Source organism: Pseudomonas sp. D3, assembly GCF_029320995.1.
GTDB lineage: Bacteria > Pseudomonadota > Gammaproteobacteria > Pseudomonadales > Pseudomonadaceae > Aquipseudomonas > Aquipseudomonas paraveronii.
The window spans coordinates 2,137,720-2,159,144 of record NZ_CP119772.1 but is presented as its reverse complement, the minus strand read 5'-3'; the positions used below and the strand labels follow the sequence as shown (position 1 = coordinate 2,159,144).

Genomic DNA, 21,425 nt, shown 5'->3' with positions numbered 1-21,425 from the left:
ATATTAGATTTAGATCATTGATCTGATTGAAGATAGGGCATGTTAACCCTGAGGGCCCTTCCTATGCTCCCCACTCTGTTTATCTCCCATGGTTCGCCCATGCTCGCCCTGCAACCTGGCGCCAGCGGCCCGGCCCTTCAGCGCCTGGCGGCTGAACTGCCACGGCCGAAGGCGATTGTGGTGGTGTCGGCGCACTGGGAAAGCCAGGAATTGCTGGTCAGCGGTAGCGCCACACCGGAAACCCTGCACGACTTCGGCGGCTTTCCCGCCGAATTGTTTGCCGTGCAGTACCCTGCGCCGGGCGACCCGCAATTGGCGCGCAACATCGTCGAGTTGCTGCATGCCGATGGTTTGAGTGCGCGCATCGATGACCGCCGCCCCCTAGACCACGGCACCTGGGTGCCGCTGTCGCTGATGTACCCGGCGGCGGATATCCCGGTGGTGCAAGTGTCCTTGCCCAGCCGTATGGGCCCTGCCCTGCAGACCCGGGTCGGACACGCCCTCGCCGGCCTGCGCGAACACGGCGTGTTGCTGATCGGCTCCGGCAGCATCACCCACAATCTCGGCGAGCTGGACTGGCACGCCGGGCCCGAAAGCATCGAACCGTGGGCGAGGGCGTTCCGTGACTGGATGGTGGACAAGCTCGCGACCAACGACGAGGCCGCATTGCACGATTATCGCCGCCAGGCGCCCAACGCCGTGCGCAGCCATCCCAGCGATGAGCATTTGCTGCCGCTCTACTTTGCGCGGGGCGCCGGAGGCGACTTCAGCGTGGCGCACCAAGGCTTCACCATGGGCGCGCTGGGCATGGACATCTATCGCTTCGGCTGAAAACCAAGGCAAAAAAAATCCCCAAACCAGTCGGGGATTTTTTATGTGCGATCAATCAGCCCAGAGGCAGATCAATCTTCGCGGTAGCGACGCAGCTTGAGCTGCTTACCGGCAACGCGAGTGTCTTTCAGCTTGGTCAGCAGTTTTTCCAGACCGTCTTCCGGCAGCTCCACCAGGGAGAAGCTGTCACGGACCTGGATGCGACCGATGGCTTCACGTGCCAGGCCACCCTCGTTGAGGATAGCGCCCAGCAGGTTCTTGGCGGCGATACCGTCACGCGCGCCCAGCGCGGTACGGCAGCGAGCACGGCCTTCGGCCAATGGCACCGGAGCGCGGCGCTCACGATCACCACGGTCCGGACGGTCGCCAGTACGCTCTGGACGATCACCGCGCGGAGCGTTGTTCGGTACCAGTGGGCGTTCTTTCTCGATCGCTGCCAGGGTCAGGGCCTGACCGTTGGTCGCCTTGCGCAGCAGGGCTGCAGCCAGGGCACGCGGGGTGCAACCGATATCGGCAGTCAGACGATCCAACAGCTCGCCGTGGGTCGATTCAGCGTCAGCCACCAGCGGCGACAAGCTGTTGGTCAGTTTCTTGATGCGGGCATCGAGAACGGCCTGGGCATCCGGCAGGCGGACCTCAGCAACCTTCTGACCGGTCACACGCTCGATCACTTGCAGCATGCGACGCTCACGTGGCGTCACCAGCAGCAGTGCGCGACCTTCGCGACCGGCACGGCCGGTACGGCCGATACGGTGAACGTAGGACTCTGGATCGTAAGGCATGTCAACGTTGAACACGTGGGTGATACGCGGAACGTCGAGGCCACGCGCAGCAACGTCGGTCGCCACAACGATGTCCAGACGGCCATCCTTGAGCGACTCGATCACGCGCTCACGTTGGTTCTGGGCGATGTCGCCGTTCAGCGCAGCGGCTTTGTAGCCTTTGGCTTCGAGGGCACTGGCCAGGTCCAGGGTCGCTTGCTTGGTGCGCACGAACATGATCAGGGCGTCGAAGTCTTCAACTTCCAGCAGGCTCAATACAGCCGAGGTCTTCTGGTCAGCGTGAACCAACAGGTGAGCCTGTTCGATCGCGGTAACGGTCTGAGTCTTGGTCTGGATCTTCACATGTTGCGGATCGCGCAGGTGGCGTTCGGCAATGGCGCGGATCGACTGCGGCAGGGTGGCCGAGAACAGCACGGTCTGACGGGTTGCTGGCAGCGCTTTGAAGATGACTTCCAGGTCATCCATGAAGCCCAGTTTCAACATTTCGTCAGCTTCGTCCAGAACCAGGTGGTTCACGGTCGACAGGACTTTCTCGTCACGACGCAGGTGGTCGCACAGACGGCCCGGGGTGGCGACAACGATCTGTGCGCCGTTACGGATAGCCTTGAGTTGTGGACCCATCGGCGCGCCGCCGTAAACGGCAACAACGGTTACACCCGGCATTTGCTTGGCGTAGGTTTCAAAAGCGGTTGCTACTTGCAGCGCCAACTCACGAGTTGGCGCCAGGATCAGGGCTTGCGGTTCGCGCTTAGCAGGATCGATGCAGTGCAGGATAGGCAGGGCGAACGCGGCGGTTTTACCGGTACCGGTTTGCGCCTGGCCAATCATGTCATGGCCGGCCATGATGATCGGGATCGATTGCTGCTGAATCGCCGAAGGTTCTTCGTAGCCAGTCGCAATGACGGCAGCAAGAATGTTCGGGTTAAGATTAAAAGCGGCGAAGCCGCCGGTTTCCTGGGTCATGGGTCTGCCTCTAAGTGCATCCGCAAAGACCCATGCTCCAAAGCTGCGCGTGCCGTGTTGAGACTCAAGAGTCGCCCTGGCTGCTTTGTCGGCGGGGATTTGCGAAAACGAATGAATGAAAAAGATTCGTCAAGGAAGAGTCCGCTGTACGGACGTGCAGCCGAAGCTGACTTCGGGGAATTGCGCTACCTAAACGCGGCCAGGTTAAAGGCCGGCGCGCACTATACCGGAAATAGCTGAAAAAGGGAGCTTTTTTTATCGCAAAGCGCCGATAAACCGCGCTGCTTCACCGTCTTTGCGCAGATGAGCGCCAAGGTCTATTTTTCAAGTGCCCGGCCTTGTTGGTTAAAACGCTTAAACGGTTCACCCGTCCACTCAGACCCTTTGGTCCGAAACCCTTCCCTGCGCCCGAGGGCACACCCGATGAATCAAGCCAGCAGCAGCCTCGTCAGCCGTGAATACAAGGATCATGTCCTGCTGTTGGGCCTGGATCGAGTCGCCAAGCGCAATGCCTTTAACCTGGAGCTACTCAACGAACTCAGCCGGGCCTATGGCGAATTTGATCGAAATGACGATGCGCGCGTGGCCGTGGTGTTCGCCCACGGCGACCACTTCACCGCCGGACTGGACCTGGCCAACGTCAGTGGGGTGATGGCGGGAGGTTGGCAACCGCCGCTCGGGGGCTGCGATCCCTGGGGCGTGTTCGCCGGCCCACGGGTCAGCAAACCGGTGATCGTCGCCGCCCAGGGCTACTGCCTGACCCTTGGTATCGAGCTGATGCTGGCGGCGGATATCAATCTCTGCGCGAGCAACACCCGCTTCGCGCAGATGGAAGTACAACGTGGGATCTTTCCATTTGGCGGTGCGACGTTGCGCTTTCATCAGATTGCCGGCTGGGGCAACGCAATGCGCTGGCTGCTCACCGGCGATGAGTTCGATGCCCACGAAGCCCTGCGCCTAGGGTTGGTGCAGGAGGTGATGGCCAGCGAAGACCTGCTGCCGCGCGCCATCGAACTGGCCAGCCGCATCGCACGCCAGGCACCGCTCGGCGTGCAGGCCACCTTGATGTCGGCCCGCCTGGCGCGCCTGGAGGGCGAAGCCGTCGCGGCGGCCGCATTACCGCCAGTGGTCGAGCAATTGCTCAACAGCGAAGACGCCAAGGAAGGCGTGCGCGCCATGCTCGAGAAGCGCCCAGGGGTATTCAGGGGAATTTGAGTTGTCTGCGCGGGCGTCATCGCGAGCAAGCCCGCTCCCACATTTGACCGAGCACATCCTGAAGGAATGCGGTCGATGTGGCAGCGGGCTTGCTCGCGATGACGCCCGCGCAGACAACTAGGTGGCTGGCCGAATAGCCTTGATCAGCGCCTGCAACGAATAGCCCAGTCGCGGCGCCAGCGCCTCGGCGCGAGCTGAGAGCGCGGCATGGTCCAGCTCCTGATCCAGCTCCGAAGGCACCAGCAGGATCACATTGCCCTCTTTCACCGGCAGCTCCCAATAATGCCGGTGATACAACCCGCGCAACAAGGCCGCACCCAAGGGCTTGCCATCGTCGGTGGCCCACTGGTTGATCACCAGCCAACCGCCGGGGTTGAGTTTCTTCTGACAATTTTCCAGGAAGGTCCAGGCCAGGTGCCCGACGCCGGGGCCGACGTCGGTGTACAGGTCGACGAAAATCAGGTCGGCCGTTTCAGCGGTTTCGAGCAATTCCAGAGCGTCGCCAATGCGGATGTACAGGCGTGGATCGTCGTCCAGCCCGAGGTACTCAATGGCCAGACGCGGCACGTCGGGGCGCAACTCGATGGCTTCGACATCCTCCAGCGGCAGGAATTTGAGGCACGCCTGGGTCAGCGTGCCGGCGCCCAGGCCGAGGAACAACGCGCTCTCCGGCTGCTCATGGCACAACGCACCGATCAGCATCGCACGGGTGTAGTCGTACTCCAGCCAGCTCGGGTCGGCGGTGAACACGCAGCTTTGCTCGATGGCGTCGCCAAACTCGAGAAAACGGTAATCGGCCACTTCGAGCACACGGACAATGCCGAAGTCATCATGGACCTCGGCCAGCAGGCGCTCGACACGCTCCTCGGTCATCTCAACTCCTAAAGGGTCTAACCCCACGGCAAAGGCGCGATTGTCGGCCAACCAGCGGCAACAGGTCACGCACTAATTGCTGATAACATTGACGCCCGACCGTCAATCACCCTATCGAGTTCACGATGAGCCAACCCTGGAGCCCCGACAGCTGGCGCGCCCTGCCGATCCAGCAACAACCCCAGTACCCGGACGCTGCGCACCTGTTGCAGGTGGAGCAGAGCCTGGCCAGCTACCCGCCGCTGGTGTTTGCCGGGGAGGCCCGCGAGTTGCGCCGTCAGTTTGCCGAGGTGACCCAGGGTCGCGCCTTCCTGCTGCAAGGTGGCGACTGCGCCGAGAGTTTTGCCGAGTTTTCCGCCGCAAAAATCCGCGACACCTTCAAGGTGCTGCTGCAGATGGCCATCGTGATGACCTTCGCCGCCGGCTGCCCGGTGGTGAAAGTCGGGCGCATGGCTGGCCAGTTCGCCAAGCCGCGCTCGTCCAACGATGAAACCATCGATGGCGTCACCCTGCCGGCCTACCGTGGCGATATCGTCAACGGTATCGGCTTCGACGAAAAAAACCGCGTGCCAGACCCCGAGCGCCTGCTGCAGTCCTACCACCAGTCCACCGCCACCCTGAACCTGCTGCGCGCCTTCGCCCAGGGCGGGTTTGCCGACCTGCATCAGGTACACAAGTGGAACCTGGACTTCATCGCCAACTCCGCACTGGCCGAGAAGTACAGCCAACTGGCGAACCGCATCGACGAAACCCTGGCCTTCATGCGCGCCTGCGGCATGGACAGCTCGCCGCAACTGCGCGAAACCAGCTTCTTCACCGCCCACGAAGCGCTACTGCTCAACTATGAACAAGCCTTCGTGCGCCGCGACAGCCTGACCAACGACTACTACGACTGCTCGGCCCACATGCTGTGGATCGGTGATCGCACCCGTCAGCTGGACGGCGCCCACGTCGAGTTCCTGCGCGGGGTACACAACCCGATCGGGGTCAAGGTCGGCCCGAGCATGAACCCGGATGACCTGATCCGCCTGATCGACATCCTCAACCCGGACAACGACCCCGGCCGCTTGAACCTGATTGCACGCATGGGCGCCCACAAGGTCGGCGACCACCTGCCGGCGCTGATTCGCGCCGTACAGCGCGAGGGCAAGCAGGTGCTGTGGAGCTCCGACCCGATGCACGGCAACACCATCAAGGCCAGCAGCGGCTACAAGACCCGCGACTTTGCGCAGATCCTCGGCGAGGTGAAGGCGTTCTTCCAGGTACACGAGGCCGAAGGCAGCTATGCCGGCGGGATTCATATCGAGATGACTGGGCAGAACGTCACCGAATGCATCGGCGGCGCGCGGCCCATCACCGAAGACGGCTTGTCGGACCGCTACCACACCCACTGCGACCCGCGGATGAATGCCGATCAGTCGTTGGAGCTGGCGTTCCTGATCGCCGAAACGTTGAAGCAAGTAAAAAGATGACCCCATTCTGTAGGAGCGAGCTTGCTCGCTCCTACAGTTGTGTGAGCATCGCCGCCCTTAGTCGGCCGCCACTCGGCCGCTGGCAATTCAGCTGCACCTGTTCCAGGCCCAGCCAGTCGGCCATTTGCCGCAAGTTCAGCGCCAACGCACGCATCCCCTCCTCATCCAGCCCCGGCTCTTCTTCGTGTACCGCATGCACGGCCAGGCGCCCGTGCGCACGTTCGGCGCGCAGGTCGACGCGCGCGGCAATGCGCTCGTTGTGCAGAAACGGCAGCACGTAGTAGCCGTACACCCGTTTGTCTTGAGGGGTGTAGATCTCCAGCCGATAACGGAAATCGAACAGTCGCTCGGTGCGGCTGCGCTCCCAGATCAGCGAATCGAACGGCGACAGCAGTGCACTGGCCGGCACCTTGCGCGGTACTTTCGGCTCCGGCAGGCAATAGGCAGGCTGCTTCCAGCCCTGCACCCGGCACGTCAGCAATTGGCCGTCTTCGACCAGCTCGGCCAAGCGGCTGCGAGTGTCGGCAGGCTCCAGACGGAAGTAATCGCGCAGGTCTTTTTCGCTGCCGACGCCCAGCGCGGTCGCGCTGTGCAGCAGCAAACCGCGCTGAGCCTCGGCCTCGCTCAGCGGGGCCTGGTGAAGCCGGTCGCCGGGAATGACGCGCTCAGGTAAATCGTAGAGCCGCTCAAACCCGCGCCGACCGGCAACCGTGACCAGGCCAGCAGCGAACAGCCATTCCAGCGCGTGCTTTTCATCACTCCAGTCCCACCAGGGGCCGGCGCGCTCTTCGCGGGTCGACAGACTGCCCGCGCCCAGGGCGCCCTGTTGTTCGACGGTCTTCAAGACGCGCTGGATGATGACCTGCTGCTCGCGACCAAAGCGCGCCATCTGCGCATAGATGCCCTGGCCCTGTTTTGCCCGTTCCATGCGCCAGCGCATCAAGGGGTACAGTGCCATCGGCAACAACGAGGCTTCATGCCCCCAATATTCGAACAACGAACGCTGTCGACCCTGGCTCCAGGCCGCCTGCTCAAGCAATGACGGGGCGTACTGGCCCAGGCGCGAAAACAACGGCAGGTAATGGGAACGCACCACGGCATTGACCGAATCGATCTGCACCACGCCCAGGCGTTCGATCAAGCGGTTGAGGTGCGTGGCCTTGATCAACGCGGGCGCCTGGCGCCCGGAAAACCCCTGCGCGGCCAGTGCCATGCGCCGCGCTTGTTTGAGGGAAAAAGACAGGTCGGCGAGCATGGGCATCTCCCTATGAACTTGGCGACTACCCTACTGCATCTTCGGTCATTTTCGCAGCGGGTCTTCCCAGAAATGCCGATGGGTTTCGTGCTCCACGTCGGCGCGGTTGAGCCCGATATCCTTGAGCGCCGCATCGCTCAGTGTCGCCAGTAACCGACGCTCATGATGCAATGCCTGCCACCGCGCAACCGCCTGGAGCAGCCCGCAAAGCGGCCGCTTTGCCAATCCTGCAAAACCTGTTTGACCTTTCATCTTCTCGCCCTCCCTTGGGGATGACGCGAGTGTGTGCCGGGGGATATGATCAATCCAACGAATGTTTCTTATGTAATACATCTCAAGGATTGATCAATTGACCGCGTACCCGAGCATCGACACCGATGTGCTGCGCACCTTCGTCGCCATCGCCGATCAGGGCGGGTTTACCCGTGCCGGCGAGCAGGTAAACCGCACCCAATCGGCGGTCAGCATGCAGATGAAGCGCCTGGAAGAAGACGTGCTGCAGCGCAAGCTGTTCGAACGCGACGGCCGGCAAGTGCGGCTGACGCCCGAGGGCCAGGTGCTGCTGGGGTATGCGCGGCGCATCCTGAAACTGCACAGCGAGGTGTTCAACACCTTGCGTGAACCGCATATGGTCGGGCTGGTGCGCATCGGCACCCCGGACGACTATGTGATGCGCTTCCTTCCAGGGATTCTGAAACAGTTTTCCAAGGCATACCCGTTGATCCAGATCGAAATGCACTGCGAGGCGTCAACGGTGCTGATGCAACGGCGCGACCTGGCGTTGACGGTGATCAGCCGCGAGCCCGGCAATGATCTCGGCGAACTGCTACGCACCGAGCGCATGGTGTGGGCGGCGGCGCCGTGCTTCTGCGTGGACGAGCACGATGCCCTGCCGCTGGCGATGTCCGGCTCCGACTGCCTTTACACCCAATGGGCGCGTGCCGCACTGGATGCGGCCGGTCGGGATTATCGCCTGGCCTACCACAGCTCCAACGGGGCGGCGATCCAGGCCGTGGTCAGCGCTGGCCTGGCGGCGATGGTCAGCATGGAAAGCCTGGTGACCGATGACCTGCGCGTGCTCGGCAGCGACGACGGTTTCCCACCCTTGCCGTCGATGAATCTGCGCTTGCTGCGTAACCCGCTGATGACATCGCCCATCACCGACTGCCTGGCGGAGTACATCATCGAAGGCTTCAAACTTTAAACGTCAGCATCACCGCGCACACCACCAGGAAACCGCAGAACAAACCGCGCAACAGGCGCTCCGGCAGGGCGTGGGCGACTTTCACCCCCCAACTGATACTGAGCAGGCCGCCGACCGCCAGGGGGACGCCGACCATCCAGTCCACCTCGTGGTGCCAAGCGTAGGTGACGAGGGTCACCCCGGTGCTGGGCAACGCCAAGGCCAGGGACAAACCTTGGGCCACCACCTGGGTGGTGCCGAACACGCTGGTCAGCACCGGCGTGGCGACCACCGCACCACCGACACCGAACAAGCCGCCCATAGAGCCGGAGACCGCACCCAATACGCCGAGCCACGGCCAGGGATACCGCATCTGTGCCGTCGGCGGTGCATTGCGCGTGAACATGCGCAACAGGTTGTAGGCCGACAGCACCACCAGGAAAGCGATAAAGCCGATGCGCATCGCGCCGGCGTCCAGGCCCACGGCCCAGATCGAACCGAGCCAGGCAAAGCTGAAACCCATCACCCCCAGCGGCAATGCGTGGCGCAATTCAATGCGATTGCGCTGGTGATAACGCCACAGCGCGAGCATCACGTTGGGCACCACCATCACCAGCGCAGTGCCTTGAGCGATCTGCTGATCGAGGCCGAACAGCACGCCGAGCACCGGGATGGCAATCAACCCGCCGCCAATGCCAAACAGGCCGCCCACCGTGCCCAATGCCGCGCCTAATACCAGGTACATCGCTAAATCCAACACCACGCATTACTCCACAATCCCAGGCCTTGCATGCTACGCAGTCCGCTCTGGCGCGGATACGCACAGCAACGCACAATGGCTGTGCCAATCTCGCATAAGCGTCGACCGATGAACCCGAATATCCTGACCGATCAACTCAGCCTGTTTCTCGATGTGTTGGAAACCGGCAGCTTTTCCGCCGCCGCACGTCGCCATCCGCTGACGCCCTCGGCCGTGGCCCGGCGCATCGACAGCCTGGAAAGTTCGGTGGGCAGCCGCTTGTTTCAGCGCAGCACCCATGCGGTGCTGCCGACACCGGCCGGCCTGGCGTTCGCCGAGCGTGCGCGGCGCATCGTCACCGAGTTGCAGTTGGCACGGGCGGAAGCGGTGTCCTTGAGCCATGCGCCGGAGGGCTTGATACGCGTGGATGCACCGGCGGCGTTCGGTCGACGGCATCTGGCGCCGGTGATCGCCGACTTCCTGAACGTCTACCCTGGGCTGGATGTACACCTGCATTTGATCGACAGCTTTGTGGACATGCAGGGCGCACACCTGGGCAAGGTCGACCTGGTGCTGCGCGCCGGGCATATCGTCGACACCCGGCTGATCGCCACGCCGCTGGCCAGTATCGTGCGCATTGCCTGTGCCAGCCCGGCCTACCTGAAAAACCGTGGCACGCCGACCCATCCGCGAGACCTCAGCGAACACGACGGGCTGGACTGGGATGGCTTGGCGCCAATGTTCGCCTGGCGCTTCGAACTGGACGGGCGCCGCGCCACCTATCGCCCGCAACGCATCCGCATGAGCGCCAACAACGCCGAAGCCCTGCTCTCCGGCGCCCTGGCCGGGCTGGGCATCGCGCACCTGCCCACCTGGCTGGCCAGTGAATATCTGGTTCGCGGCGAACTCTTGCCGCTGTTTTGCGAAAACGGCCTGCCCAGTCCGGAAACCACCGGCATCTACGCGCTGCGCCTGGAACAACAGCCGAATGCGCGCAGCCGCTTGTTGCTCGAATACCTTAAATCCCGCTTCAGCCCGGTGCCGCCCTGGGACCTGGCACTGCAAAGCGGCTTGGTCTGACCTATCCGCAGTAACTGGCCATGTTGATGCTGTGGGAAGAGGATGGTTTGACCGTCGGCGAAATCAGCAATCCGCACTGCCTGCCCCCTTGCTCAAGCACCTGGAAGCCGAGAGCTTGCTCAGTCACGCGCAAAGCCTGGGCGACACTGCCACCAAGTCTTCCCGTGGCAACGTCGACGTGCGCCTGCACGTCACCGTCTGACCCGTACTGCTCGTCAACTGCGCGCCGTCCAGCCAAGTGCCGGCGGTGCGGCAAGCATCGGATGATGCTGAAGCCACACCTGAAGTGACAACTAAACGCCCACAAAAAAGCCCGACTCAAGGTCGGGCTTTTTTTCGTATCGGAGGGGCCAGAATTACTTCTTGGCGCGACCTTTGTACGAACCACCTTCACGGGTGTCGATCTCGATCAGGTCGTCGATTTCGATGAAATCGGCCACTTGCAGTTCAGTACCGTTAGCCAGCTTGGCAGGCTTCATGACCTTGCCCGAAGTGTCGCCGCGAGCGGAACCTTCGGTGTAGGCAACCTTACGCACGATAGTGGTCGGCAGCTCTACGGAAACCAGGCGGTCTTCGAAGAAAATAGCTTCGCAGACGTCGGTCATGCCTTCTTCGATGAACGGCAGAACGGCTTCGATATCTTCAGCGTTCAGCTCGTACATGGTGTAGTCGGTGGTGTCCATGAACGTGTAAGCGTCGCCGCTGATGAAGGACAGGGTCGCTTCTTTACGGTCGAGGATCACGTCGTCCAGCTTGTCATCGGCGCTGTAAACGGTTTCGGTCTTGTAACCAGTCAGCAGGTTTTTCAGCTTGGTCTTCATGATCGCGCTGTTACGGCCCGACTTGGTGAACTCAGCTTTCTGAACCAACCAAGGATCGTTGTCGATACGGATTACCATACCGGGTTTCAGTTCTTTACCAGTTTTCATTGCGTATATCCGAAATTTGGATGGGGTTTACAAAAATCAAGGTGGCGTATCATATCCAACTTTCATAAAACTGTACCAGCGCCGTCGCAAGATCCGCCTGCAAGCCCTGTTCCAGACACCATGTTTCGGCGTGTGCAGCCACTTCCGGCCAGTGTGCCAGCAGCATTTTCCAAGGTTGGTCCATATCGCCCTCGGTGTTCCAGGCCTGCCAAAGAGCCACCACTGCGGCTTTTGCCTCCAGCGAGAGGGCTGCTGTGTAGAGCTCCAGAAAGGCGTCGAGCTTGTCCAGGTGGATGTCTTCGTCCTGACGATAGATGTGCCACAGCAACGGGCGCCCGGCCCATTGAGCGCGAACAAAGGAGTCTTCGCCGCGCACGGCGTTGAACTCGCAACACCACAGCAGGCGGTCATATTGCTCCTGGCGCACGAACGGAAGCACCTGCACGGTCAGGGCGTCGCGCTGATAAACATCGCCCGCCGCCAGCCGATCCACGCCGAGCCAGCGCTGCATGTCGCCGAGGATGCGCCCTTCCGGCACCAACAGATGAGTCGCACGCCCGTCCGTCGCCAACACGTCCAGCCAACCGGCAAGCGCGGCATTTTCGTAGGCGAACAGCGACATCAACCGCGCATCGGCTGCGGGAAATACGCCCAGGCTTTGCAGGAATTGTTGCTGTGCGCGCGCATCCTGTTGAAACGCCTGGCGCTGTTGCAGCAACCCCGCCTCACGCAACAGGCCACCGGTGCCCGACCGAAAGCCGGGAAAGAAGAAGTACTTCTGCACGCCCTTGAACTTCACCGACGGCAGGCGATGGCACCCCACCACCCAGTCTTCGGCACTCAGGTAGTCCAGGTTCATCCACAACGGCGCACGCTCGCGCTCGGCCATCGCCTCCATATACTCAGGCGGCAACTGGCAGGCAAACGCGGCGATCACCACATCCGCCGATGGCGTGGACGACCACTGCGCTGGCCAATGACGCACGTCGACGCCCTCTTGCCATTGCTGCTCCCGTTGCACATCAATCTGCGGGCACATGCGCTCGAAGGCCCGCAGGTCATCGACCCACAAGCGCACATCACACGCGTGCTCCACTACCAATTGCCGGGCCAGACGCCAGGTCACGCCAATGTCGCCGTAGTTGTCGACGACGCTGCAAAAAATATCCCAGCGGGCTTTCATTCCGGGCTCCAACGCTCAAAGGCTCGATTGTCCGCATAAATGCCCCGATGCAGAAGGCTTGATCGCGATTATTCTGCACGGTGGCTGTGCGACAATCGCCGCCACACCGCAAATGCCCCCCAGGAGACCGCCATGTCTGACCGCCCGCTGTCGCTGTTCAAGCTTTGTCTCGCCATCGCCCTGGGCGTGTGGCTGGGGTTTATCGCCATTGCGCTGACCACCTGGCTGGCGTCTCGTTATCTGTTCCCGCAAAGCCTGGCGCCCGTCGCCCAGGCCGTTCAACAACTCGGCAAACCCACGCCGGTTGCACCGGAACCGCCGAACCGCATGTTTGAGCAGTATCAAGAGAACCTGCGCAAGCAGGAACAACAGCAAACCCTGGATCAGGCTCGCAACAACGCGCGCAACCTGTCCAACCCCAAATGCCAGTTCTGGCTGCAACAGGACCAGAACGCGCCCAATGAAAAGAGCCGGGCGAATGTCCTGCAATTTTGCGAATGATCAAACCCAACCATGAATAAACACGCCGTCCTCCAGTTGATCCTGGAAAAACTCAGCGTCGACCTCGACATCGCCCAGCGCGCCGCGCAGACCGCCTACGAAACCGCGACCCATGAAGAAAACATCGCGGAAAACAAATACGACACCCTCGGGCTGGAAGCGTCATACCTGGCGGCCGGACAGGCCAAGCGGGTCGAGGAGATCAAGCAGTCGCTGACGCTGTGCCAGAACCTGCAACTGCAGCTGCGTGCATACGATGCACAACGGGGGATAGAAGTCGGCGCGCTAGTGGGCCTGGAAGACGAAAACGGTCGCCAGCAATGGTTGTTCCTGGCGCCGGATGCGGCGGGCTTGAAAGTGGAGGTGGTGGGGCAACCGGTCACCGTCATCACCCCGCGCTCGCCCCTGGGCAACAGCCTGCTGGGCAAGTTCGAAGGTGATGAGGTGGAGATTCTAGTGGCGGGCGCCCGGCAACACTTTACGGTTACCGAGGCCAAATAAACCACTCAGTGGACGGGCAGTTCTACGCCGTCGAACAACTCTTCCAGTTCCTGCTTGTTGTGGCACTGGATCGCCTTGGCCATGACTTCGCGCGTCAGGTGCGGGGCGAATTTCTCGATGAAGTCGCACATGAAACCACGCAGGAACGTGCCGCGACGGAAACCGATCTTGGTCACACTGGACTCGAACAACTCGCTGGCGTCGAGCACGACCAAGTCTTTATCGAGCTGGGTGTCGACCGCCATCTTGGCGACGATCCCCACGCCCAGGCCCAGGCGGACGTAAGTCTTGATCACGTCGGCGTCGGCTGCGGTGAACACCACTTTGGGCGTGAGACCACGATGGCTGAAGGCTTCGTCGAGCTTGGAGCGGCCGGTAAAACCGAACACATACGTCACGATCGGGTATTCCGCCAGGGCTTCCAGGGTCAGCTTCGGCAGCTTGGCCAGTGGGTGGCCTTGCGGCACCACCACACAACGGTTCCAGCGATAGCACGGCATCATTACCAAGTCGCCGAACAACTCCAAGGCCTCAGTCGCAATCGCGAAGTCGACGGTGCCGTCGGCGGCCATTTCAGCAATCTGCATCGGCGAACCCTGGTGCATGTGCAGGGCCACATCCGGGTATTGCTTGATGAAATCGCGGATCACCGGCGGCAATGCATAACGGGCCTGGGTATGGGTGGTGGCGATCGACAGGGTGCCCTTCTTCTCGTTGGAGAACTCCTGGGCGATCTGCTTGATGCTCTCGACTTTGCGCAGGATCTCGCCGGCGGTGGTGATGATGCGTTCACCGGCTGGGGTGACGCGGGTCAGGTGCTTGCCGCTGCGGGCGAACACTTCGACACCCAGCTCGTCTTCGAGCAGGCGGATCTGCTTGCTGATACCCGGTTGCGAGGTGTAGAGGCTTTGAGCGGTAGCGGAAACGTTGAGATCGTGGTGCGCCACTTCCCAGATGTAGCGCAGTTGTTGAAGCTTCATATGTGTCCCTCAAAGCAGATAGACGCCACGGGTATCAGCGACGGTATATAACTATATTAAAGGTTAGACAGATAAATCTAGAACTTTTTATCGACCCTTCCCTTCACACGTCATCACTGCGTTGACGTTGTAACGACGGCACCAGGTAAACCGGCACCGGAGACAGCTGCAACACCCGTGCAGCGGTGCGCCCAAGGGGGGTGGCCGCGGCAGTTGCGTGGCTGTGACTGCCTACGATCAACAGATCCACGGAAAGTTTACGCAGTTGGTCGAGAATCACCTCGCACGGGTCACCCTGGATCACCCGCACCGAGTGGATCAATTGCAAGTCTTGTTCGCCGTCCACCAGCTCCTCGCGAAAACTGTCGAGCACCCGCTGCTCGATCGTCGCCATCACCGTGCTCAGGCCCTGGCTCTGCCATTCGTTCAGGGCCTTTTCATCAAGGTAGCTCTGCAACACCGATTCGGCGAACAGCCCCATGGGTTCGACCACATGAATCACCGACAGCTCAGCCTTGAACGTTCGCGCCAGTGCCAGCGCATGTTGCATCACATAAGGCGCATACAGACCGAGGTCCGTGGCATACAGCATCGACCGGATCATAAAACCTCCTGGACAGCCAGGATGGCGGAGATTGAATGAGCTTAGCAGCGCCTCGGGGAATCCGACTGACTTAGCTCGACGTCTGAATCTTCACCTCATTGCTGATGCCATGGGGCACATGCCCGGTGGCCACCACCTCCCTGGCTTTCTCGCAATGGCCGGCCTGGTCATCGAAAAAAACGTCGGCGGCGAACGCCTCCAGGAACGCAGATTTTTCCAGGCCGCCGAGGAACAACGACTCGTCCAGGCGGATATCCCACTCGCGCAAGGTGCGAATCACCCGCTCGTGGGACGGCGCCGACCGGGCGGTGACCAGCGCGGTGCGGATCGGGCACGCCTCTTCCGGGAACTCACGCTGCAACAAGTTAAGCGCCGCGAGGAAGCCCTTGAAGGGGCCGCCATGCAACGGCTGGCGTGCCGATTCGCGCTCGCTGGCCTGGAACGCTTCCAGCCCACCCAGTTGATAAACGCGCTCCGACTCGTCGGAAAACAACACCGCATCGCCATCAAATGCGATCCGCAGCTCCTCGCTCGATGCCCTGCGCGCGCCGCCTGACAGAATCGTCGCTGCCGCAAACCCGGCATCGAGCGCACTGCGCACGTCTTCAGCATGGGTCGAAAGGAACAGATGGCATCCAAACGCCGCCAAATAAGGATATGGACTACGCCCTCCTACGAAAGCGGCGCGGGAAATGTCCAGGCCGTAATGCTGGATCGAATTGAACACGCGCAGGCCGGTGTCAGCACTGTTGCGCGACACCAGCACCACCTCGACCCGGGCCCGGCCCAGGCTGGCGTTGAGGCTCAGGAGTTTCTTGACCAGCGGGAAGGCATCGCCCGGCTCGAGCGTTTCTTCTTCGTGCTCGATCTGGTATTTGCGGTAGGCCTCCACGCCTTGGGCCAGGTAGACCTTGTGGCTGTCACTCAAGTCGAACAGCGCCCGCGATGAAATCGCCAGTACCAGCTTGTCGCCCAATCCCTTTGCCATGGTGGTTCCCCCCAATCAGCGGTTATGCCGATCAATAAAACTCAAGGCCTGATACAGCGCCTGCATTCGCGGCAACTCGCAGCCGGCGGCCTTGGCGGCGGCGAGTGGGCGGGCGTAGATCGCCGCCAGTTCCAGCGGGCGTTTATGGAGATGGTCGTGGTACATGCTGGGCAGGTAGTCGTCCATGGTTTCGGTCATGGCGAACATTTGCTCGGCATAGCTGGCCGCAATGTCGTGGCCACAGGCGTGGGCGCCCTTCACCACTTCGGCCATCAGCGCCTGGATCAGTTCGCGGCTGGACTCATCCGCCATCATCGCTGTGGTGCCGCTGCCCAACAGCACGGAGAGGCCGTTGTAAGGCACGTTCCACACCAGCTTGTGCCAGCGCGCCTGGTGTACGTTGGCCATGGCCTGAGACTCGATGCCGGCCTGATGAAACAACGCGGCGCCGGCTTCGACAATCGCCTTCTGGCGCGCTTCGTCGTTGGCGGCGGTGCCGCTGTGATAACCCAGGTTGACCCGGCCCAACGCCTGATGCTCGACGACGCCGGGGGCAGAACGGTGTACGCCGATATAGCACAGCCCGCCGAGCAGATGCAGGGAAGCCGGTAGGTGTTCACGCAGGCTGTCTTCGACGTCGAGGCCATTTTGCAGCAACACCACCTTGGCGTCGGGCGCCGCGACCTGAGCGATGGTCGGGGCCAGGTCGACATTGCCCGTGGACTTGGTCCCCACCAGCAGCCAGTCGCACGGCGGCATGTCGGCGGCGCGGGCGTAGGCCTGCACGGGGTTCAGGTGCAAGGTGCCATACACGCTGCTGTTGAGACGCAGGCCGCGCTCACTGACCGCTGCGTATTCGCTGCGCAGCAGGAAATGCACATCGAAGCCGGCTCGCGCCAGCATCAGGCCGTAGAAACCACCGATGGCGCCGGTGCCGATAATGCCAATGCGTGGTGACAATGCGGTCATGGCAAATCCTCTGGAGTACGGGTAAGCGCTTGATGAATAGCGTTGGTAAGGTCGGAAGGCGTAAGGCGTGTCTGTATTTGCCCAAGGAATTGACCCTCGCACACCACGAACAACGCCGGCAAATGAAAGACCTGGTAACGTTCCACCGCACCACCGTTGTGCCCGGCATCCACCCAGCACAGCCGATCCACCGGCAAATGCCAGCCCGGTAGTTGCTGATGCGCCCAACGGCAACTGGAACAGCCCACGCTGGTGAACACCACGAGCGAAATGCCTGGCAATCCCAGCAATTGCTGGTCAATATCCAGGTCGGTCAATGCCTGTTCCTTCACTATACTGCTGCCACCGCCGTCGACTGGACGGTGCTCGGAGTCCGTGTACATGGGTCGTTTTTTACCTCATCCTGATGATGTCGCTGCCCTATTGATCCAACGTCCCTCCCCTCCCATTCCCCGCCAACGCCTGCACACTATCGGCCTGGGTGGCATCGCCTGCAATTGCCCGCGTGCCTGGCGCAAGGGTACGGCGGTTGATCTGCATATCCCATCCCTGGGCGCCGGGGCCCGCTATCCGGGCTATGTGGCATGGTGCCGCAAGGTGGAAAACGGCTATCGTGTCGGCATCTCGTTCACCGATGAACATGCGTTGTTCGGCGCACGCATGGGTGAGCAAGCATGCCGGATAGAACGTTACTGCCGCCAGCACGAAGACGCCGAGTCGACGCCCGAGCAGTTCGAAAGCATGGCCCGCGAGTGGGTAGCGCGGCACGCCGGTGAGTTCTCCCATGAGGCGTTTGTGGCGCCGGCGCTGGATTAAAGCGGGCCTTGCCCATTGTCGCGGGCCGGTATTACGCGCTAAGGTTCCTCCCCCCTGCATTCAAATCATGCTGTGCTCCGCCGCACGGGAATGGCTGGCGGCCGGCACCCGTGACCCTGACGAGTAACACGATGGCTGATTTACCGATCAACGACCTGAACGTCGAATCCAACGAGACCCTGATCACGCCCGATCAGCTCAAGCGCGAAATACCCCTGAGCGACGCTGCACTGCAGACCGTCACCAAGGGTCGCGAAGTCATTCGTGACATTCTCGACGGCACCGACCACCGCCTCTTCGTGGTAATCGGGCCGTGCTCGATCCACGACCTCAAGGCTGCCCACGAATACGCCGAGCGCCTCAAGGCGCTGGCCGAAGAAGTGTCCGACACCTTGTACTTGGTCATGCGCGTCTATTTCGAGAAGCCGCGCACCACCGTCGGCTGGAAAGGCCTGATCAACGATCCGTACCTGGACGACTCGTTCAAGATCCAGGACGGCTTGCACATCGGTCGCAAGTTGCTGCTGGACCTGGCCGAAATGGGCCTGCCCACCGCCACCGAAGCCCTTGATCCGATCTCCCCGCAGTACCTGCAGGACCTGATCAGTTGGTCGGCCATCGGCGCGCGCACCACCGAATCCCAGACCCACCGCGAAATGGCGTCGGGCTTGTCCTCGGCCGTGGGCTTCAAGAACGGCACAGACGGCGGCCTGACCGTGGCGATCAACGCGCTGCAATCAGTCTCCAGCCCGCATCGCTTCCTGGGTATCAACCAGGAGGGCGGCGTTTCCATCGTCACCACCAAGGGCAATGCCTACGGTCACGTGGTATTGCGCGGCGGCAACGGCAAGCCCAACTATGACTCCGTCAGCGTTGCGCTGTGCGAACAGGCGCTGAACAAGGCCAAGATCAAGCCAAACATCATGGTCGACTGCAGCCACGCCAACTCCAACAAGGACCCGGCCCTGCAGCCGCTGGTGATGGAAAACGTCGCCAACCAGATCCTGGAAGGCAACCAGTCGATCATCGGCCTGATGGTCGAGAGCCACCTGAACTGGGGCTGCCAGGCGATTCCAAAAAACCTGGCCGATTTGCAGTACGGCGTGTCGATCACCGATGCCTGCATCGACTGGTCGACCACCGAGACCACTCTGCGCAGCATGCACGCCAAGCTCAAGGAAGTATTGCCCCTACGCAAACGTACCTGAGTCTGATCTGGGCATACAAAAACGCCGGGCTAAGCCCGGCGTTTTTTATGCTGCGGTTGATGCCTTACAGCTTGGCGGCATGGCGCTGGTGGCGCTCCATGTAGCGTTCGACGTAAGAGCACGACGGGATCACCGTGTAGCCGGCCTCTTCGGCAAACTTCAAGGCTTCCTCGGTCAATGCGGCCGCAATACCACGGCCTCGCAGTGCGTTGGGCACGAAAGTCCGGTAGATGTCCAAGGTTTGTTTCCCGAGGTCCATATACGTCAGGTAGGCACGATGACCGTCCACATTGGTCTCGAACTGATGACCAGCCTGGTCATGGTGGATGGACAACGCCTCGCTCATCACTACTCCTCGCGGGTCTTGGATTCTGACCCCTACCTTACCGATGTTTTTCCGGCGAAGGAACATCTACGCCACCCCGTGCCGGTTTCGACAACGAGAAAACCTTGAGCGCTTACAACCAGCACGTAGAGAATAGTAGGCAGCAATCCTGAAATTGCTCAAGACGCACTCGTCCTCCCGGGCGCTGGCGGATATAGAAAGGGCCTCGATCAATCGGTGACCGAAAGCCTGAACATTGCCGGCAGTTGAAGCTTGAGACGAACTGGCGCTGTTAAAGTCACCTCTACATGCGCAAAAGATGCAGGGTTTGGCAAAGTCAACCTGTACAAAAGTGTTAGCCCCGATATATAGATTTTCATCTATTTAGGAGGCTTGACACATGCGGGCCGGCCCTTTCAGGCGGGGTCCAATCTTCAGCAGACTGCAAAAAACCGAACACTTTTTATACAATCCTCCAAAAGATTAGCTAAAATAGATTCGGCACGGCATTTTTTTTTGCTTCTTGCGCTAGGTCAGTTTACTTACTACAAGTAATGAGTAGTATGTACGCCGGCTATTAGCTCACTCTGAGATAGTAGCTATCTAATTGAAATTCCTTGAAGGGGAACACGATGAACAACGTTCTGAAATTCTCTGCTATCGCCCTGGCCGCAGTTCTGGCTACCGGTTGCAGCAGCGTCTCCAAAGAAACCGAAGCTCGTCTGACTGCAACTGAAGACGCAGCAGCTCGCTCCCAGGCTCGTGCAGACGAAGCCTACCGTAAAGCTGATGAAGCTCTGGCTGCTGCTCAAAAAGCACAACAGACTGCTGACGAAGCTAACGAGCGCGCTCTGCGCATGCTTGAAAAAGCTAGCAAGAAGTAATAATCCTTCGGGGTTGTTATCAAGCCGATCCATTTTTGGATCGGCTTTTTTATTGCCGGAATTTCGCGAGCCCTGCGGCGGCAGGCAATAAAAAACCCGCCGCGGCGCAAGGCCGAGGCGGGCTTTGGATCAAGCAGGCTTACTGCTGCAGGTCGATCGGCGTACTCGACACCATCGGCGCCGGGCCCGGCATACCGATTTCAGTCGGCAGGCCATCTTCGGCAGCCACCACGTCACGCACCTGATCCCAATTCACCCGCAGATGATTGGCCAGGTCTTCACGCTTGAGCAGGGCGTTGATCACTGCCGTGTGCTTGTCGACCACCGAGGGGGTGCCGTCATCGTTCAGAGGCGTATGCGCTTCCAGGTAAACCTTGCCACCACTGTTACCGAACTTGTAGGCATCGTTGATGATCCGCACCGACGTCCCCACCGGCACCATACTGGCCATTTCCAGCACGTTATTGTTGAACATGCGGAAGCAGCCGTGGCTGGTACGCGTGCCAATACCGAACTTCTTGTTGGAACCGTGGATCAGGTAACCCGGCGTGCCCAACGAGAACTTGAACGGGCCCAAAGGGTTGTCCGGGCCAGCAGGGACGACATTAGGCAACGGGTCGCCCTCAGCGGCATGCTCAGCCTTGATCGAGGCTGGCGGGGTCCAGGTCGGGTTCGGCGTTTTTGCGACAATGGTGGTATGGGCGACCGGCGAACCCCAGCCCTCACGACCAATCCCCAGCGGGAAGGTGTAGACCACGTTCTGGCCCTTGGGGAAATAGTAGAGCCGGTACTCGGCAAGGTTGATCACGATGCCTTCGCGGGGGCCCGGTGGCAGGATAAACCGCGTCGGCAAAACGATCTCGGTGCCAGCGCCCGGCAACCAGGCATCGACGCCCGGGTTGGCGGCGACCATCTCCGAGTAGCCCAGGTCGTAGGTGCTGCCCAGGTCGGCAAAAGTATCTTCGTACTTGGCCTTGATCACCTGGACCTGGCCAACGATGTCTTCACCCGGTGGCGGCAAGGGCAACTGCAAGGCTGCCGCGGAACCCGCCGCACACAGGGCGGCAAGAGACAGGCAGCAGGTGACGACGGAAAGGCGCGACAACATCCGGAAAATCCTTCGCAGAACAACGTGTAGGTAAAA

24 protein-coding genes and 1 pseudogene are annotated in these 21,425 nt (G+C 61.0%); 11 read left to right on the top strand and 14 right to left on the bottom strand.

Translation table 11 applies throughout. The features are described from left to right. The first annotated feature begins 63 nt into the window (after window positions 1–63). Window positions 64–831, top strand: coding sequence for a class III extradiol ring-cleavage dioxygenase (locus P3S72_RS09945; protein WP_276197184.1), 768 nt, complete (start codon window positions 64–66; stop codon window positions 829–831). Window positions 832–902: 71 nt separating this feature from the next. On the opposite strand, the gene P3S72_RS09940 is transcribed toward P3S72_RS09945, so the two are convergent. After that, window positions 903–2,576 carry a DEAD/DEAH box helicase gene (locus P3S72_RS09940; RefSeq protein ID WP_276197183.1) on the bottom strand — a complete coding sequence of 558 codons (1,674 nt, stop codon included), beginning with the start codon at window positions 2,574–2,576 and terminating at the stop codon, window positions 903–905. A 423-nt stretch (window positions 2,577–2,999) separates the two neighbouring features. On the opposite strand from P3S72_RS09940, the gene P3S72_RS09935 reads away from it, so the two are divergent. Next, window positions 3,000–3,791, top strand: coding sequence for a crotonase/enoyl-CoA hydratase family protein (locus P3S72_RS09935; RefSeq protein ID WP_276197182.1), 792 nt, complete (start codon window positions 3,000–3,002; stop codon window positions 3,789–3,791). Between the two features lie 117 nt (window positions 3,792–3,908). On the opposite strand, the gene P3S72_RS09930 is transcribed toward P3S72_RS09935, so the two are convergent. After that, window positions 3,909–4,664: a spermidine synthase gene (locus P3S72_RS09930; protein WP_247406229.1), complete on the bottom strand. Its 756-nt coding sequence runs from the start codon at window positions 4,662–4,664 to the stop codon at window positions 3,909–3,911. A gap of 125 nt (window positions 4,665–4,789) precedes the next feature. Between P3S72_RS09930 and P3S72_RS09925 the strand changes: the two genes are divergently transcribed. Further along, entirely contained in the window at window positions 4,790–6,136 is a 1,347-nt protein-coding gene (locus tag P3S72_RS09925; protein WP_276197181.1) for a 3-deoxy-7-phosphoheptulonate synthase class II, read from the top strand. Window positions 6,137–6,167: 31 nt separating this feature from the next. Here the strand turns inward: P3S72_RS09925 and P3S72_RS09920 are convergent, their stop codons facing one another. Together P3S72_RS09920 and P3S72_RS09915 are read right to left on the bottom strand one after the other, a co-directional pair. After that, a complete protein-coding gene (locus P3S72_RS09920) occupies window positions 6,168–7,391 on the bottom strand; it encodes a winged helix-turn-helix domain-containing protein (RefSeq protein WP_276197180.1) in 1,224 nt (407 codons plus the stop codon). 45 nt (window positions 7,392–7,436) lie between these two features. Continuing rightward, on the bottom strand, window positions 7,437–7,643 hold the full coding sequence (locus tag P3S72_RS09915; RefSeq protein WP_276197179.1) for a DUF1127 domain-containing protein: 207 nt from the start codon (window positions 7,641–7,643) through the stop codon (window positions 7,437–7,439). 97 nt (window positions 7,644–7,740) lie between these two features. Here P3S72_RS09915 and P3S72_RS09910 point away from each other — a divergent pair, with 97 nt between their 5' ends. Further along, window positions 7,741–8,595, top strand: a complete 855-nt coding sequence (locus P3S72_RS09910; RefSeq protein ID WP_276197178.1) for a LysR family transcriptional regulator — start codon at window positions 7,741–7,743, stop codon at window positions 8,593–8,595. Here the strand turns inward: P3S72_RS09910 and P3S72_RS09905 are convergent. Beyond that, on the bottom strand, window positions 8,585–9,334 hold the full coding sequence (locus tag P3S72_RS09905; protein ID WP_276197917.1) for a sulfite exporter TauE/SafE family protein: 750 nt from the start codon (window positions 9,332–9,334) through the stop codon (window positions 8,585–8,587). The genes P3S72_RS09910 and P3S72_RS09905 overlap by 11 nt on opposite strands. Before the next feature lie 108 nt (window positions 9,335–9,442). Between P3S72_RS09905 and P3S72_RS09900 the strand changes: the two genes are divergently transcribed. Further along, complete coding sequence (locus tag P3S72_RS09900) at window positions 9,443–10,393, top strand: LysR family transcriptional regulator (protein WP_253394318.1); 951 nt, start codon at window positions 9,443–9,445, stop codon at window positions 10,391–10,393. Beyond that, window positions 10,378–10,529 (top strand): annotated as a pseudogene (locus P3S72_RS09895) (MarR family transcriptional regulator); the annotation flags it as partial. The gene P3S72_RS09900 and the pseudogene P3S72_RS09895, both read left to right, overlap by 16 nt. A gap of 220 nt (window positions 10,530–10,749) precedes the next feature. Here P3S72_RS09895 and P3S72_RS09890 read toward each other — a convergent pair. Then, on the bottom strand, window positions 10,750–11,322 hold the full coding sequence (locus P3S72_RS09890; RefSeq protein WP_017849516.1) for an elongation factor P: 573 nt from the start codon (window positions 11,320–11,322) through the stop codon (window positions 10,750–10,752). A gap of 49 nt (window positions 11,323–11,371) precedes the next feature. Next, window positions 11,372–12,505 (bottom strand): elongation factor P maturation arginine rhamnosyltransferase EarP, encoded by a 1,134-nt coding sequence (gene earP, locus P3S72_RS09885; protein WP_276197177.1) that lies wholly within the window; start codon window positions 12,503–12,505, stop codon window positions 11,372–11,374. Between the two features lie 132 nt (window positions 12,506–12,637). Between earP and P3S72_RS09880 the strand changes: the two genes are divergently transcribed. Continuing rightward, window positions 12,638–13,006 (top strand): hypothetical protein, encoded by a 369-nt coding sequence (locus tag P3S72_RS09880; protein WP_276197176.1) that lies wholly within the window; start codon window positions 12,638–12,640, stop codon window positions 13,004–13,006. A 12-nt stretch (window positions 13,007–13,018) separates the two neighbouring features. Further along, window positions 13,019–13,507 (top strand): transcription elongation factor GreAB, encoded by a 489-nt coding sequence (locus P3S72_RS09875; RefSeq protein ID WP_276197175.1) that lies wholly within the window; start codon window positions 13,019–13,021, stop codon window positions 13,505–13,507. A gap of 5 nt (window positions 13,508–13,512) precedes the next feature. On the opposite strand, the gene cysB is transcribed toward P3S72_RS09875, so the two are convergent. The 5 genes from cysB to P3S72_RS09850 all read right to left on the bottom strand — a co-directional run bounded on the left by cysB (window position 13,513) and on the right by P3S72_RS09850 (window position 17,431). Next, entirely contained in the window at window positions 13,513–14,487 is a 975-nt protein-coding gene (cysB, locus tag P3S72_RS09870; protein ID WP_017849520.1) for an HTH-type transcriptional regulator CysB, read from the bottom strand. A gap of 103 nt (window positions 14,488–14,590) precedes the next feature. Then, entirely contained in the window at window positions 14,591–15,091 is a 501-nt protein-coding gene (locus P3S72_RS09865; protein WP_276197174.1) for a universal stress protein, read from the bottom strand. Window positions 15,092–15,161: 70 nt separating this feature from the next. After that, on the bottom strand, window positions 15,162–16,079 hold the full coding sequence (locus P3S72_RS09860) for a 5'-nucleotidase (protein ID WP_276197173.1): 918 nt from the start codon (window positions 16,077–16,079) through the stop codon (window positions 15,162–15,164). Between the two features lie 15 nt (window positions 16,080–16,094). Next, window positions 16,095–17,048, bottom strand: a complete 954-nt coding sequence (locus P3S72_RS09855) for a putative 2-dehydropantoate 2-reductase (RefSeq protein WP_276197172.1) — start codon at window positions 17,046–17,048, stop codon at window positions 16,095–16,097. Then, the gene (locus P3S72_RS09850) at window positions 17,045–17,431 is read right to left on the bottom strand and encodes a thioredoxin (protein ID WP_247401692.1); all 387 of its coding nucleotides are present in this window, start codon (window positions 17,429–17,431) and stop codon (window positions 17,045–17,047) included. The genes P3S72_RS09855 and P3S72_RS09850 overlap by 4 nt, the downstream gene beginning before the upstream one ends. Between P3S72_RS09850 and P3S72_RS09845 the strand changes: the two genes are divergently transcribed. Both P3S72_RS09845 and P3S72_RS09840 read left to right on the top strand, forming a co-directional pair. Further along, window positions 17,430–17,864, top strand: coding sequence for a PilZ domain-containing protein (locus tag P3S72_RS09845; protein ID WP_247401694.1), 435 nt, complete (start codon window positions 17,430–17,432; stop codon window positions 17,862–17,864). The genes P3S72_RS09850 and P3S72_RS09845 overlap by 2 nt on opposite strands. Window positions 17,865–17,995: 131 nt before the next feature. Then, window positions 17,996–19,072 (top strand): 3-deoxy-7-phosphoheptulonate synthase, encoded by a 1,077-nt coding sequence (locus P3S72_RS09840; RefSeq protein WP_276197171.1) that lies wholly within the window; start codon window positions 17,996–17,998, stop codon window positions 19,070–19,072. 64 nt (window positions 19,073–19,136) lie between these two features. Here the strand turns inward: P3S72_RS09840 and P3S72_RS09835 are convergent, their stop codons facing one another. Further along, a complete protein-coding gene (locus tag P3S72_RS09835) occupies window positions 19,137–19,418 on the bottom strand; it encodes a GNAT family N-acetyltransferase (protein ID WP_003189869.1) in 282 nt (93 codons plus the stop codon). Window positions 19,419–20,029: 611 nt separating this feature from the next. Here P3S72_RS09835 and P3S72_RS09830 point away from each other — a divergent pair. Then, window positions 20,030–20,281, top strand: coding sequence for an Lpp/OprI family alanine-zipper lipoprotein (locus P3S72_RS09830; protein ID WP_247401697.1), 252 nt, complete (start codon window positions 20,030–20,032; stop codon window positions 20,279–20,281). A 139-nt stretch (window positions 20,282–20,420) separates the two neighbouring features. Here the strand turns inward: P3S72_RS09830 and P3S72_RS09825 are convergent, their stop codons facing one another. After that, on the bottom strand, window positions 20,421–21,389 hold the full coding sequence (locus tag P3S72_RS09825) for a L,D-transpeptidase family protein (RefSeq protein ID WP_276197170.1): 969 nt from the start codon (window positions 21,387–21,389) through the stop codon (window positions 20,421–20,423). Between the last annotated feature and the right edge of the window lie 36 nt (window positions 21,390–21,425).

Coding starts and splice junctions, on each gene's coding strand:
- P3S72_RS09945 (WP_276197184.1), top strand. CDS start 64: ATGCTCCCCACTCTGTTTATCTCCCATGGTTCGCCCATGCTCGCCCTG.
- P3S72_RS09940 (WP_276197183.1), bottom strand. CDS start 2,576: ATGACCCAGGAAACCGGCGGCTTCGCCGCTTTTAATCTTAACCCGAAC.
- P3S72_RS09935 (WP_276197182.1), top strand. CDS start 3,000: ATGAATCAAGCCAGCAGCAGCCTCGTCAGCCGTGAATACAAGGATCAT.
- P3S72_RS09930 (WP_247406229.1), bottom strand. CDS start 4,664: ATGACCGAGGAGCGTGTCGAGCGCCTGCTGGCCGAGGTCCATGATGAC.
- P3S72_RS09925 (WP_276197181.1), top strand. CDS start 4,790: ATGAGCCAACCCTGGAGCCCCGACAGCTGGCGCGCCCTGCCGATCCAG.
- P3S72_RS09920 (WP_276197180.1), bottom strand. CDS start 7,391: ATGCTCGCCGACCTGTCTTTTTCCCTCAAACAAGCGCGGCGCATGGCA.
- P3S72_RS09915 (WP_276197179.1), bottom strand. CDS start 7,643: ATGAAAGGTCAAACAGGTTTTGCAGGATTGGCAAAGCGGCCGCTTTGC.
- P3S72_RS09900 (WP_253394318.1), top strand. CDS start 9,443: ATGAACCCGAATATCCTGACCGATCAACTCAGCCTGTTTCTCGATGTG.
- P3S72_RS09890 (WP_017849516.1), bottom strand. CDS start 11,322: ATGAAAACTGGTAAAGAACTGAAACCCGGTATGGTAATCCGTATCGAC.
- earP (WP_276197177.1), bottom strand. CDS start 12,505: ATGAAAGCCCGCTGGGATATTTTTTGCAGCGTCGTCGACAACTACGGC.
- P3S72_RS09880 (WP_276197176.1), top strand. CDS start 12,638: ATGTCTGACCGCCCGCTGTCGCTGTTCAAGCTTTGTCTCGCCATCGCC.
- P3S72_RS09875 (WP_276197175.1), top strand. CDS start 13,019: ATGAATAAACACGCCGTCCTCCAGTTGATCCTGGAAAAACTCAGCGTC.
- cysB (WP_017849520.1), bottom strand. CDS start 14,487: ATGAAGCTTCAACAACTGCGCTACATCTGGGAAGTGGCGCACCACGAT.
- P3S72_RS09865 (WP_276197174.1), bottom strand. CDS start 15,091: ATGATCCGGTCGATGCTGTATGCCACGGACCTCGGTCTGTATGCGCCT.
- P3S72_RS09860 (WP_276197173.1), bottom strand. CDS start 16,079: ATGGCAAAGGGATTGGGCGACAAGCTGGTACTGGCGATTTCATCGCGG.
- P3S72_RS09855 (WP_276197172.1), bottom strand. CDS start 17,048: ATGACCGCATTGTCACCACGCATTGGCATTATCGGCACCGGCGCCATC.
- P3S72_RS09845 (WP_247401694.1), top strand. CDS start 17,430: ATGGGTCGTTTTTTACCTCATCCTGATGATGTCGCTGCCCTATTGATC.
- P3S72_RS09850 (WP_247401692.1), bottom strand. CDS start 17,431: ATGTACACGGACTCCGAGCACCGTCCAGTCGACGGCGGTGGCAGCAGT.
- P3S72_RS09840 (WP_276197171.1), top strand. CDS start 17,996: ATGGCTGATTTACCGATCAACGACCTGAACGTCGAATCCAACGAGACC.
- P3S72_RS09835 (WP_003189869.1), bottom strand. CDS start 19,418: ATGAGCGAGGCGTTGTCCATCCACCATGACCAGGCTGGTCATCAGTTC.
- P3S72_RS09830 (WP_247401697.1), top strand. CDS start 20,030: ATGAACAACGTTCTGAAATTCTCTGCTATCGCCCTGGCCGCAGTTCTG.
- P3S72_RS09825 (WP_276197170.1), bottom strand. CDS start 21,389: ATGTTGTCGCGCCTTTCCGTCGTCACCTGCTGCCTGTCTCTTGCCGCC.